Genomic DNA, 12,573 nt, shown 5'->3' with positions numbered 1-12,573 from the left:
GACTCAGTCAGCGGGCGTCGCGGGGGCCTTGCCGGCGAGGACCCGGAAGCGGCGGACAAACGCGAACTGGAAGGTGGTCCGTCGGGGCAGGGCGTAGGCCAGGAGCGCCGCGATGGTGAAGACGATCGCCTTGTCCATCGGGTCCGAAATGAGGGCCTGCTTGGTGATTGCGGCCAGGAGGGTGTCCCCCATTGCCCGGAAGGCGCTGACGATGGCGCCGGTGCCCAGCCCTGAGGTGCCCCCGAAGACGAAGGCCGCGATCGGCGCAGACACAACGCCCGCGAGGATGCCGGTCACAAAGCCGGCCACGGGCGCGAGGTAGAAGCGGCGGAAGAGTCCGGCGCGGGCCGCCATGCCCGCGAGGAAGCCGATCAGGGCCGCGCCGGCGGCGAAGGGAAGCACCGTGGGGTTGAAAAAGGACCAGGCGATGCTGCCGAGCACGCCGGTGGCGGCGCCGGCTGCCGGTCCCGCGAGGACGGCGATCAGGACGGTGCCGATCGCGTCCAGGTAGAACGGCAGGCCGGTGTTGCCCATCAACTGGCCGAGGCCCACGTTCAGCACGATCGCGACCGGCATCAGGACCAAAGTGGAGGTGGGCAGGACGGGAAGCACGGCCACAAGGAGCAGCACTGCGCCCAGCAGGAACCCGCCGAGGGCTACCAGGGCGGAGAAGCTGGTGGGCCCGTTCGCGATGTCCGCGGGCTGCGTGAGGACCAGGAACACGTAGGTGGCGGCGATGGCCACGGCACCGGCGATTTCAAGCAGCCGGCGCCGGCGGGGTGCCGTTCCGGTCCCGGAACCGGCTGCGGGGAGGGTGAGGGGCTGCTGTGACATGGGAAGGGTCCTTAGGCGTGGTTGTGCAACGTCCGCCTCATGTCACCTCGGCGCAGCTATCATCTTAGCGATCCGCGGGCCCGCCCGGGAACACGGACGGGCCTCGGCAGTGCTACCGGCCGTCCAGGGTGCGCGCCAGGGCGCCCACGGAGGAGATCAGCTCGTCGAAGCAGTGTTCCGGGTTGTTCCCCGTCACGATCCTGGCGTTCGGCGCCAGGCCCCAGAGCCCGCGGAAGTCAGCCACCGTGGTCCCGGCCAGCAAGGGCGAGTCCGTCTCGACGTCCACCGTGGCCAGCCGGGTGCTGAACGGGGTGCGTTCGACGGCGGCACAGGCGGCGAAGGCGTCGTGCATGTGCGCGATGTAGCCCTGGTCGTAAAGTCGGTGGAACTCCATGTAGAACCGGATCGCATCTGACAGGCAGGCCACCAGCGGGCTGCTGGACCGGCTGCGCTGGCCCTCCGGCTGGTCCGGCAGCACTAGCTCGGGTTCCGCGGCCCCGGCGGCCTCACCCAGGAGCCGCAGATGTGCCGGCACCATTTCGATGCGCTCGGTGGATTCCAGCGCGCACACCACCGGGAGTTTCTCCTCGGGCAGCCCGCGGTAGGCGGCGTAGACCTCCTTGGCGGCGTGGGGGTCCACCGCGGTGTTCCACTCCGCCGTCGGCGTGGTGTTGCCCTGGTAGTAGAAGCTGCCGCCCATGATGACCAGGCCCTTGAGCAGCCGCGGCAGTTCCGGCTCCCGGCGCAGGGCGAGGGCGAAGTTGGTCAGCGGACCGGTGATCAGCCCGGTGATTTCCCCGGGATGCGCCCGGGCCTCCTCCACCCAGACGTCGACGGCGTGGCGCTGCGAGATCGGCTGGGCGGGGGCGGGCAGCTCGGCGTAGCCGATCCCCTGCGGGCCGTGGGTCTCTTCGGTGGTCACGAGCGGTATCTGCAGCGGGACCTCCGCGCCGGTCGCCACCTCGATCCCCTGCCGCCCGCACAGCTCCAGCAGGGACAAACTGTTCAGGGCCACCTGGCGCGCCCCGACGTTCCCGGCAGTACAGGTGATCGCCTGCAGCCGCACCTCGGGCCGGGACAGCAGGTAGACGATGGCCAGGGCGTCGTCGATCCCGGTATCGACGTCCATCAGGATCCGGCGGACGTCGGTGTCGGTTTCAGGCACGCGCGGGCTCGGAACGATGCTGCTCACTCCGGCGGCTCAGAACAGGGCGACTTTGGGCGTGCGCGGGAAGATCTGGTCGAGTTCGGCGAGCTCCGCGGCGTCCGGGACCCAAGCGACCGCGGCCGCGTTCTGCCGGACCTGTTCGGGCCGGGTGGCGCCGGCAATGACGCTGCTGACGGAGGGCTGCGCGGCAAGCCAGGAGAACGCCACCTGGATCTCGTTCAGGTCCCGCTCAGCGGCGAAGGCCGAGAACTTGGCGAGCTGGTCCCAGTCGGCGTCGTGGACGAGGTTGGTGCGGGTGTGGCTGAGCCGCGACCCCTCCGGCGCCTGCCCCTTCGAGTACTTGCCGGTGAGCAGGCCGTTGGCCAGGGGGAAGTACGGCAGCACCCCGAGGCCGTAGGCTTCGGCGGCCGGGGTGACTTCCAGTTCGGCGCGGCGGTCCAGCAGGTTGTAATGGTTCTGGCTGGAGATGAAGCGCGCCCCGCCCCGGTTGTGGGCCACGAATTCGGCCTCCGCGATCTGCCAGCCGGCCCGGTTGGAGTGGCCGATGTAGCGGACTTTGCCGCTGGTGACGAGCTCGTCGAGGGCGGCGAGGGTCTCGTCGATAGGGGTCAGCGGATCCGGGGTGTGGAACTGGTACAGGTCGATCCAGTCCGTGCCGAGCCGACGCAGGGACGCCTCGGCCGCGCTGACGATGTAGCGGCGGGAACCGCGGGCGCCGAAGTCGTTGCCGTTGGCCCCGCGCATGTCCATGCCGAATTTGGTGCCGATGATGGCGTCCTCGCGCCGGCCGGCGAGGGCCTTGCCCAGCATTGTTTCGCTGAGGCCCGGCTCGCGGCCGTAGGCGTCGGCGACGTCGAAGAACGTGATCCCGGCGTCCAGGGCGGCATGCACGACGGCGTCGGTCCCCTCCTGGGACTCGGTGGCGGTGTTCGCGCGGCCCAGGTTGTTGCACCCGAGGCCCACGGCAGAGACGGTCAGTCCGGAATTTCCCACACGGCGGTAATCAGTCATGGGATTCAGCCTATAACGGCGGCGGTCGGCGGCCCGTCAGGCCAAGGAGGTTCCGGCGGCGTCAGCCCGCGGAGGCGGCGGGCACGCGGGGTGGGGTGCCTTATCCGGCCGGCAGTTCGAGCCCGTGCTCATCCATGGCGTCCTGGAGCTGGGCGAGGGTGCGCGGGCAGACGCCCGGCATCCCGGTCAGTCGGCGGCGGCCCAGTTCCCGGACGTGTTCCAGGGTTTCCACCCCGGCGTGGGCGAGCGACTTGCGCGCCGGCGCCGCCAGGCCCGCGGGAAGTGGAGTGCTGCCGGGTCGAGGGGTTTTTCGCGTCATTGCGTAGCCTTCCGGTCGTTTGCCCCCAATTGGGTGTGAGCCGTGCCCGGCTCCGTTCGGGTGGTCACGGGCCGGCATCGCCGGCCGCGTCGCCTACAGCGAGAAACTATTGGCCGGTTTGGCCGAGTGTTTGAGCTTGAATTCCGTCCCGCCGAAGGGGGCGGCGCCGATGCTGAGCTTGGTGAAGTCCAGGTCCTCGCCGCGGATGCAGACCTTGATGGCATTGACGGTCTTGTTGACGTCCGGGGTGAGGCAGAAGATGTTGAGCTTCGCGTCCGCGAACTCGGAACGGTCCACCACTCCCAGGCCGCGCCAGGCGAGGTGGCTGATCAGGGCGTCCTTCGCCTTTTCCTCGAGGTAACGGTCCCGGCTGGTGCCGTCCTTGGTCTTGAGCGCGTACTGCGCCACCACCCAGAACTGGTCCTCGTCGGGGATCTCCGCGTACCCGTCTTCGGCGCATTGCGCGGCGAAGGCCTCCATCAGTCCTTCGCCGGCGGCGGCGTCCGCAGCCTCGGTCTCCTCGGTCTTGCTCTGGTGCCCGACGACGCCGTGGTTCATCACGAACTCGTTGTACTCCTCGTCGATCCAGGCCTCCCGGAAAAGCAGGGTCCCTTCGTCGTCGCGCTTGTAGACCCGGATAATGCCGCTCACGGCTGTCCCTTCGTTAATTGACACAAGATCGGCGTTGACTGTCACAGGATCGGCAGGCTGCCGGTGCTGGGGTGCTGCTGACCGGGCAGCGGCCGGGCGAACGGCACCTTGGTCCCAAGGACCTGGGCGACGACGTCGTGCGTGATTTGCTGGGCAGTCAGGCCCACCCGTTCGAGCACCTGGCTCCGGCTGCCGTGGTCCAGGAACTCCACCGGGAGGCCGACCTCATTGAGTGCCGTGTCCACCCCGGCGGCCCGCATTTCCTGGCGGATGCGGGATCCAACGCCGCCGGCTCGGACGCCGTCCTCGATGCAGATGACCAGGCGGTGGTGCGAGGCGAGGGCTATGACGGAGCGGGGCACCGGCAGGACCCAGCGCGGGTCCACGACCGTGGAGCTGATGCCCTGGGCGCCCAGCCGGTTCGAGACGTCCAGCGCGAGTTCGGACATGGCACCGACGCTGACGATCAGGACGTCGTTCTCGTTTGACCCTGCCGGCCGGCGGGCCAGGACGTCGACGCCGTCGCCCAGCCGTTCGACGGCCTCGACTTCGGCACCCACGGTGCCCTTGGAGTAGCGGATGACGGTCGGGGCGTCCTCGATGGCCACGGCCTCGCGCAGCTCCTCGCGGAGCCGGGACGCGTCGCGGGGCGCCGCGAGGTGCAGGCCCGGCACGATCTGGACCATGGCCATGTCCCACATGCCGTGGTGGCTGGCGCCGTCGGGTCCGGTTACGCCGGCCCGGTCCAGGACCACCGTGACGCCGGCTTTGTGCAGGGCCACGTCCATCAGCAGCTGGTCGAAGGCACGGTTCAGGAAGGTCGCGTAGACGGCCACCACCGGGTGCAGGCCGCCGAACGCCATGCCTGCGGCGGAGGTCAGGGCGTGCTGCTCGGCGATGCCGACGTCGAACACCCGGTCCGGGTGACGGGCGGCGAACTTGTGCAGCCCCACCGGGATCAGCATGGCCCCGGTGATGCCGACGATGTCTTTCCGCTCGTCCGCAATGTCCGCGATCTCATCGGCGAAGACGGAGGTCCAGGACTTCGCCCCGCCCGCTTCGGTGGGCTCCCCGGTTTCGGGGTCGATGATGCCCACGGCATGGAACTGGTCCGCCTCATGGGCCCGGGCCGGCGCGTAGCCGTGGCCCTTTTCGGTCATGGCATGGACGATCACGGGGCCGGCGTAGGTCTTGGCCGTGGCAAGGGCATTTTCCATGGCCTGGAGGTTGTGGCCGTCCACCGGGCCGATGTACTTCATGCCGAGGTCCTCGAACATGCCCTGGGGTGCCCACCAGTCCTTGATGCCCTTCTTCATTGCATGCAGGCTCTTGTACGTGAACTGGCCCACCGGGCCGCCGCTCTGCAGCCGCTTTTTCCACCAGTCCAGGGCGCCCTCGTAGGCGGGGGCCGCGCGGAGCGAATCGATGGTGGGGCGCAGTGACGCGAGGTAGTCCGCGACGCCGCCGACGGTCGGCGCGTAGGACCGGCCGTTGTCGTTCACGACGATCACGACGCGGCGCTTCTTGTCCGCGGCGATGTTGTTGATGGCCTCCCAGGCCATACCGCCGGTCAGCGCACCGTCACCGACGACGGCGATGACGTACCGGTCGCCGTCGCCCGTCAGCTGCCGGGCGCGGGAGATCCCGTCGGCCCAGGACAGCGAGGAGGACGCGTGCGAGCTTTCGACGATGTCGTGCTCGGATTCGGCGCGGTCCGGGTAGCCGGAGAGGCCGCCCTGCTGCCGGAGGGTACTGAAGTCCTGCCGGCCGGTGAGGAGTTTGTGCACGTACGACTGGTGGCCGGTGTCGAAAACGATGCTGTCGCGGGGGGAATCAAAGATCCGGTGCACCGCGATGGTGAGTTCAACGACGCCGAGATTGGGCCCGAGGTGGCCTCCCGTCTGGGACACGTTGCCGATCAGGAACTCCCTAACCTCGGCTGCCAGCTGGTCCAGCTGCGCCTGGGACAACTTGCTCAGGTCCTGCGGATTCCGGATGGTCTCCAAAATTCCCAATGGCCCCTCCTTGCGGGTAGTAGACATGCCTTTTAACTCTAACGCCTCGGAGCCGGGCCGGGTGCCGGAACGCGAAAGCCCCGGTCCGTCGGGACGGACCGGGGCTTTCGGGTGGTGCTGCTCTGTCTCGGCTAGCTAGCGGAGATCTGGCGCAGCACATACTGCAGGATGCCGCCGTTGCGGTAGTAGTCGGCTTCACCCGGGGTGTCGATGCGCAGGACGGCATCGAACGAGGTGGTGGAGCCGTCTTCGGCCGTGGCGGTGACCTTCAGGGTCTTCGGCGTGGTGCCTTCGTTGAGGGCGGTGACGCCTTCGACGGAGAACGTTTCCGTGCCGTTCAGGCCCAGGCTGGCGGCGTTTTCGCCGGCCGGGAACTGCAGCGGCAGGACGCCCATGCCGATCAGGTTGGAGCGGTGGATACGCTCGTAGCTTTCCGCGACGACTGCCTTGACGCCCAGTAGCGCGGTGCCCTTGGCGGCCCAGTCGCGGGACGAGCCGGAACCGTACTCCTTGCCGGCCAGGACCACCAGCGGGGTGCCCGCGGACTGGTAGTTCTGCGCGGCGTCGTAGACGTAGGCCTGCGGGCCATCAGCCTGCGTGAAGTCGCGGGTGAAGCCGCCTTCCACGCCGTCGAGGAGCTGGTTCTTGATCCGGATGTTGGCGAAGGTGCCGCGGATCATGACTTCGTGGTTGCCACGGCGCGAGCCGTAGGAGTTGAAGTCCTTGCGCTCCACACCGTTGGCCAGCAGGTACTGTCCGGCCGGGGTGTCCGACTTGAAGGAACCGGCCGGGGAGATGTGGTCAGTGGTGACCGAGTCGCCGAGCTTGAGCAGTACGCGCGCCCCGGTGATGTCCTGGACGGGCTCCGGCTGCGCCTGCATGCCCTCGAAGTACGGGGGCTTCCGGACGTAGGTGGACTTCTCGTCCCAAGCGAAGGTGTCACCAGCCGGGGTGTCGAGCGCCTTCCAGCGGTCGTCACCCTCGAAGACGCCCTCGTAGCCGCGGGCGAACATGCCCTTGTCAATCGAGGAGTCGATGACCTGCTGGACCTCGACGGGGTTCGGCCAGATGTCCTTCAGGAAGACGTCGTTGCCGGCCTCGTCCTGGCCCAGGGCGTCGTTCTCGAAGTCGAAGTCCATGGTTCCGGCCAGGGCGTAGGCGATGACCAGCGGCGGGGAAGCCAGGTAGTTCATCTTGACGTCCGGGTTGATCCGGCCTTCGAAGTTGCGGTTGCCGGAAAGGACGGCCGTCACGGAAAGATCGTTGGCCTGGATGGCCTCAGAGATCTCCGCGTCGAGCGGTCCGGAGTTACCGATGCAGGTGGCGCAACCGTACCCGACGATGTAGAAGCCGAGCTTCTCCAGATAAGGGGTCAGGCCCGACTTGTTGTAGTAGTCGGTGACGACCTTCGAGCCCGGGGCCACGGAGGTCTTGACCCACGGCTTGGAGGTGAGGCCCTTGTCGACGGCGTTGCGGGCCAGCAGTGCCGCGGCCAGCATCACGGACGGGTTGGAGGTGTTGGTGCAGGAGGTGATCGAGGCGATCGACACCGCCCCGTGGTCCAGTTCGAACTCGCGGCCGTCGGCGGTCTTGACGGCCACCGTCTTGGACGGGCGGCCGTTGGACTTCGGGCCGTGTCCGTGCGGTGCCTGCTCCGTGAGGTGCGTCGCCGAGGCGGTGAACGAAGGCGAGTCGGAGGCCGGGAAGCTCTCGTCGATCGCTTCGTCCAGGCTGCCGTCTGCGAGGTCTTCCTTCACGTAGTTGCGCAGGTCCTCGCGGAACTGGGCCTTGGACTCGGTGAGGATGATGCGGTCCTGCGGGCGCTTCGGGCCGGAGATCGACGGGACAACCGTCGAGAGGTCCAGCTCAAGGTACTCGGAGAACTTGATCTCCCGGGAAGGATCGTGCCAGAGGCCCTGTTCCTTCGCGTAGGCCTCCACGAGGGCCACGTTCTCGTCCGAGCGGCCGGTGAGCCGCAGGTAGTCGAGGGTGACATCGTCGATCGGGAACATTGCGGCGGTGGAGCCGAATTCCGGGCTCATGTTGCCGATGGTGGCGCGGTTGGCCAGCGGCACGGCCGCGACGCCTTCGCCGTAGAACTCCACGAACTTGCCCACCACACCGTGCTGGCGCAGCTGCTCGGTGATCGTCAGCACAACGTCGGTAGCGGTGGCGCCGGCCGGGATGGATCCGGTCAGCTTGAAGCCAACGACGCGCGGGATCAGCATGGAGACGGGCTGGCCGAGCATTGCTGCCTCGGCTTCAATTCCGCCGACGCCCCAGCCGAGCACGCCCAGGCCGTTGACCATGGTGGTGTGCGAGTCAGTACCGACGCAGGTGTCCGGGTAGGCGCGGAGGGCGCCGTCGACGTCGCGGGTCATAACGGTGCGGGCCAGGTATTCGATGTTCACCTGGTGCACGATGCCGGTTCCCGGCGGGACAACCTTGAAGTCGTCGAACGCGGTCTGGCCCCAACGCAGGAACTGGTACCGCTCGCCGTTGCGCTGGTACTCGATCTCCATGTTGCGCTCCAGCGCGCCGGAGTTGCCGAAGGCGTCGATCTGGACGGAGTGGTCAATGACCATTTCCGCCGGCGCCAGGGGGTTGACCCGCTTGGGGTCGCCGCCGAGTTCCTTGACGGCCTCCCGCATGGTGGCGAGGTCAACAACGCAGGGCACGCCAGTGAAGTCCTGCATGATCACGCGCGCCGGCGTGAACTGGATTTCAGTGTCGGGCTCGGCGTTGGGATCCCAACCGGCCAGTGCTCGGACGTGATCGGCCGTGATGTTGGCGCCGTCCTCAGTCCTCAACAGGTTTTCAAGCAATACCTTGAGGCTGAACGGAAGGTTTTCTGCACCTTCAACGGAGTTCAACCGGAAAATTTCGTATTCGGTACCGGCTACATTAAGTTTGCCTTTTGAACCGAAGCTGTCCACAATGCTCATCGCAGGACTCCTCTCGCAACAGTTTCATCTTTGTCGCGCCGCAGACCCCTTGCTAGTTAGGTCAGCCTAACTAAGACATGACCGTCTGGCGATCATGTCAGGGACTGCAGTGCGCGGCGTCGGACTACTTCTGCCATCCTAGTGGCCTCAGAGCCGGGGAGTCAGTAGCGCCACAGTCTCCATGTGGTGAGTGTGCGGGTAGAGGTCGACGGCGCGCAGCCGTTCCAGCCCCCAGCCGGCCTCCTGGAAGTAGCCCACGTCGCGGGCGAAGGACGCCGGGTCGCAGGAGACGTACGCGATGGCCCGCGGGCCGGCCGCGACAAGCTGGTTCACCACGGCCTTGCCGGCGCCAGCGCGGGGCGGATCCAGGACCAGTGCGTCTAAGTTGCGCGGCTTCTGGCGCAGCACGCGTTCGACCTTGCCCTGGATGATCTCCACCTGGGCCGCGCCGTGCAAGTTCTTGCGCGCGTCCCGGCTGGCCCCGGGAGCGCCCTCCACCGACAGCACCGACCCCGTGACGCCCACAGCGTCCGCGAGGGGCGCGGTGAACAACCCCGCACCCGCGTACAGGTCGGCGACCACCGCACCGGCGCCAAGGTAGCCGCCGTCGTGCAGGAAGCCGGCGACGGCCTGCACGAGGGTCTCCGGGGCATCACGGTGGATCTGCCAGAACCCGTCGCCGGTGACCCGATACTCATGTCCGGCGGCCGATTCCTGGACCCAGGTACGGCCGCGCAGCTGGGTCACCGCGCCGTTGGCCGGATCCACCCGGGCGACGGAGACGTCGTCGGGCAGCTGGGCCAGGATCGCGCTGAGGCGCTTGGCCCGGGTCCCCGCGGCCGGCGCGAGGAGCACCAGCGGCCGCGATCCGTTTGCCGGGGCCGCGACCTCGATCCGCTCAATGCCCTGGAGGTCGATGTCCCAGAGGCGGAGGGCGTTGATGCCGTCGACGGCCAGGGGCATCTCCCGGACGGGAAAGACGGTATCCGAGCGGTGCGCGTGCATGCCGAGCTTGCCGCCCGGCGTGACGGCGAACCCGGCGCGGGTCCGCCAGGCCAGGCCGGTCGCGTCTCCGGCGGCAGCTTCGCCGACGGGCTCGACGGTGAGGTCCGGGAGGTCGACGCCGGCCAGCCGGTGTAGCTGTTCGGCCAGGACCTCGGCCTTGAGGCTGCGCTGGCGTTCCAGGGTGATGTGGCCCAGTTCCGCGCCACCGACGGGCGGGTGGCCGTGGGACCAGGAGCGCTGGGAGTCGGCCGCGTGCCAGAAGTGCTGCACCCGGTCCGGGGAGGCTTCCAAAACTTCGACGACGTCGGCACGCCAGAACTTGGCGGAGTCGCCGTCGTCGGTGAGCCGGATCCTGACTTTCTCGCCGGGGATGCCGTGGCGGACGAAGATCACCCGTCCCTCGTGCCGGGCAACGCAGTGCCCGCCGTGCGCGACGGGCCCCACCTCAACGACGAGCTCGGTCAGGGCGGGCGTCGTGGTGTCGGTGCTCATTGGATGTCCTGCAGTTTCTTGGCTTCTTCGGAGGATTTCAGCTGCCACGGCACGCTGGCGACCATAACGCCGGGCTCGAAGTGCAGCCGGGTTTTGATGCGCAAGGCTGTCTGGTTGTGGACCAGCTGTTCCCACCATTTGCCCACGACGTATTCGGGGATGTAGACGACAATCAGGTCACGCGGCGAATCGCGCCGCATGTTCTTGATGTACTCCATGATGGGCGTGACCGTCTCGCGGAACGGGCTGGCCAGCACCGTCAGCGGGACCGGAATCTCCAGCTTTTCCCAGTCCTCGAGGGTCTGTTCGGTCTCCTCGGGGCTGATGTCCACGGTGATGGCGTCCAGCCGGGAGGGCCGGGAGGCGCGGGCGTACGCCAGGGCGCGGAGCACCGGTTTGCGGACGTGCGAGACCAGGAGGACGGCGTGGACCCGGGTAGGCAGGGCCCGCGGCGAGGAGTCCTCATCCACGGCGAGTTCTTTGGCGACGTTGTCGTAGTGCGCCCGGATGCTCCACATGATCAGGAACAGGACAAACATGGCCAGCAGCGCGATCCAGGCGCCCTGCTCGAACTTGGTGATCAGCACAATCACCAGGACCAGGCCGGTCATGCCGAAACCGATCGTGTTGATGGTGCGGGATTTGATCATCCGCAGTTTGGTGGCGGGGTCCTTGGCGAGTTTCAGCTCGCGGCCCCAGTGCCGGATCATGCCGAGCTGGCTCAGCGTGAAGGAGATGAAGACGCCCACGATGTAGAGCTGGATGAGCTTGGTGACGTCGGCGTTGAACGAGATGATCAGGACCAGGGCGCCCGCGGCCAGCGCGAGCACACCGTTGCTGAAGGCGAGCCGGTCCCCGCGGGTGCGCAGCTGCCGGGGCAGGTAACCGTCCTGGGCCAGGATGGAGCCGAGGACCGGGAATCCGTTGAACGCGGTGTTGGAGGCGAAGACCAGGATCACGCCGGTGGCGGCGACCACAACGTAGAAGGGGATGGAGCCGGCGCCGAAGACCGTCTGCGCGATCTGGCTGATGGCCGGGTTCTGGATGTAGTCATCAGCGAGCGGTTTGCCGTTGAGCAGGAACTCCTTGGCCGGGTCCAGCACAATGTGCACCTTGGTGGCGTTGGCCAGGTAGATGATGCCGGCGAGCATGGCGGCGGCGATCACGCCGAGCAGCAGGAGCGTGGTGGCCGCGTTTTTGCTCTTGGGTTTCTGGAAGTTCGGCACACCGTTGCTGATGGCCTCCACGCCCGTCAGCGCGGCGGCACCCGAGGAGAAGGCCCGGAGCAGCAGGAAGGCGCCGGTCAGGCCGACGAGCCCCTGGTCGAAGCCGGGGGCCGGGATGATCTCGAACTGGGCCGACGGCGCCTGGCCGAGCTGCCCGGTGACGGCCTGGAAGATGCCGACGGCGGTCATGCCGAGGATCGAGAACATAAAGATGTAGGTCGGCACCGCGAAGACGCTGCCGGCCTCCCGGATGCCGCGCAGGTTGACCAGGGCCAGGATCACCACACCGATGGTGGCGATGGTGGCCTGCTGGCCGTGCAGCGACGGGACGGCTGTGGTGAGGTAGGCCGCGGCGGAGGACATCGACACGGCCACGGTGAGCACGTAGTCCACCAGGAGCGCGGAGGCCACGGTGAGTCCCGCGTACTTGCCGAGGTTCTCGTTGGCGATTTCGTAGTCGCCGCCGCCCGAGGGGTAGGCGTGGACGTTCTGCCGGTAGGAGGCCACCACCGTCAGGAGCACCACCATCACGGCGAGGCCTACCCAGGGCGAGAACGCTACCGCGCTGACGCCGGCCAGGGCCAGGGTGAGGAGGATTTCGTCCGGTGCGTAGGCCACTGAGGACAGTGCATCCGAGGCGAAGATCGGAAGCGCGATCCGTTTAGGCAGCAGGGTATGGGCCAGACGGTCGTTCCGGAAGGGCCGGCCGACCAGCACCCGCTTCACCGCATTGAAAATTGTCAGCACCAGACAAAGCTAGTCTGATTCGGACGCGATGTCATGACGGCGGAGCCTGCCCGCACGCCCGCGGCCGGCCGCGCCGCCGTCGCACCGGCTCCGGACGGCCGCTGGCCGGTAGAGTTTTACGCAGCAACAGAACCGCAGCAGTACAAAAAGGAAGCTTGAG

9 protein-coding genes are annotated in these 12,573 nt (G+C 67.8%); all 9 read right to left on the bottom strand.

From position 1 onward, the window contains the following. Nucleotides 1-3: 3 nt before the first annotated feature. On the bottom strand, nucleotides 4-834 hold the full coding sequence (locus AC1DBE_RS00320; protein WP_476877764.1) for an ECF transporter S component: 831 nt from the start codon (nucleotides 832-834) through the stop codon (nucleotides 4-6). A 112-nt stretch (nucleotides 835-946) separates the two neighbouring features. After that, nucleotides 947-1,963: a nucleoside hydrolase gene (locus AC1DBE_RS00315; RefSeq protein WP_476877790.1), complete on the bottom strand. Its 1,017-nt coding sequence runs from the start codon at nucleotides 1,961-1,963 to the stop codon at nucleotides 947-949. 72 nt (nucleotides 1,964-2,035) lie between these two features. Further along, a complete protein-coding gene (locus AC1DBE_RS00310; RefSeq protein ID WP_476877763.1) occupies nucleotides 2,036-3,013 on the bottom strand; it encodes an aldo/keto reductase in 978 nt (325 codons plus the stop codon). A 100-nt stretch (nucleotides 3,014-3,113) separates the two neighbouring features. After that, a complete protein-coding gene (locus AC1DBE_RS00305) occupies nucleotides 3,114-3,332 on the bottom strand; it encodes a helix-hairpin-helix domain-containing protein (protein ID WP_476877762.1) in 219 nt (72 codons plus the stop codon). 93 nt (nucleotides 3,333-3,425) lie between these two features. Next, nucleotides 3,426-3,983, bottom strand: a complete 558-nt coding sequence (locus AC1DBE_RS00300; protein WP_476877761.1) for a hypothetical protein — start codon at nucleotides 3,981-3,983, stop codon at nucleotides 3,426-3,428. Between the two features lie 41 nt (nucleotides 3,984-4,024). Next, a complete protein-coding gene (gene dxs / locus AC1DBE_RS00295; protein WP_476969274.1) occupies nucleotides 4,025-5,998 on the bottom strand; it encodes a 1-deoxy-D-xylulose-5-phosphate synthase in 1,974 nt (657 codons plus the stop codon). Between the two features lie 131 nt (nucleotides 5,999-6,129). Further along, a complete protein-coding gene (locus AC1DBE_RS00290) occupies nucleotides 6,130-8,943 on the bottom strand; it encodes an aconitate hydratase (protein ID WP_476969273.1) in 2,814 nt (937 codons plus the stop codon). A 147-nt stretch (nucleotides 8,944-9,090) separates the two neighbouring features. Continuing rightward, a complete protein-coding gene (locus tag AC1DBE_RS00285) occupies nucleotides 9,091-10,440 on the bottom strand; it encodes a class I SAM-dependent RNA methyltransferase (protein WP_476969272.1) in 1,350 nt (449 codons plus the stop codon). Further along, nucleotides 10,437-12,413 (bottom strand): APC family permease, encoded by a 1,977-nt coding sequence (locus tag AC1DBE_RS00280; protein WP_476877757.1) that lies wholly within the window; start codon nucleotides 12,411-12,413, stop codon nucleotides 10,437-10,439. Before AC1DBE_RS00280 ends, AC1DBE_RS00285 begins: the two co-directional genes overlap by 4 nt. Nucleotides 12,414-12,573 lie beyond the last annotated feature (160 nt).

This window comes from Arthrobacter sp. 10T416, assembly GCF_056394165.1.
This window is presented reverse-complemented; position numbering and strand designations above follow the sequence as displayed.

What these genes read in the sequence shown, in the direction of transcription:
- AC1DBE_RS00320 (WP_476877764.1), bottom strand. Translation starts at nt 834, where the DNA reads ATGTCACAGCAGCCCCTCACCCTCCCCGCAGCCGGTTCCGGGACCGGA.
- AC1DBE_RS00315 (WP_476877790.1), bottom strand. Translation starts at nt 1,963, where the DNA reads ATGGACGTCGATACCGGGATCGACGACGCCCTGGCCATCGTCTACCTG.
- AC1DBE_RS00310 (WP_476877763.1), bottom strand. Translation starts at nt 3,013, where the DNA reads ATGACTGATTACCGCCGTGTGGGAAATTCCGGACTGACCGTCTCTGCC.
- AC1DBE_RS00305 (WP_476877762.1), bottom strand. Translation starts at nt 3,332, where the DNA reads ATGACGCGAAAAACCCCTCGACCCGGCAGCACTCCACTTCCCGCGGGC.
- AC1DBE_RS00290 (WP_476969273.1), bottom strand. Translation starts at nt 8,943, where the DNA reads ATGAGCATTGTGGACAGCTTCGGTTCAAAAGGCAAACTTAATGTAGCC.
- AC1DBE_RS00285 (WP_476969272.1), bottom strand. Translation starts at nt 10,440, where the DNA reads ATGAGCACCGACACCACGACGCCCGCCCTGACCGAGCTCGTCGTTGAG.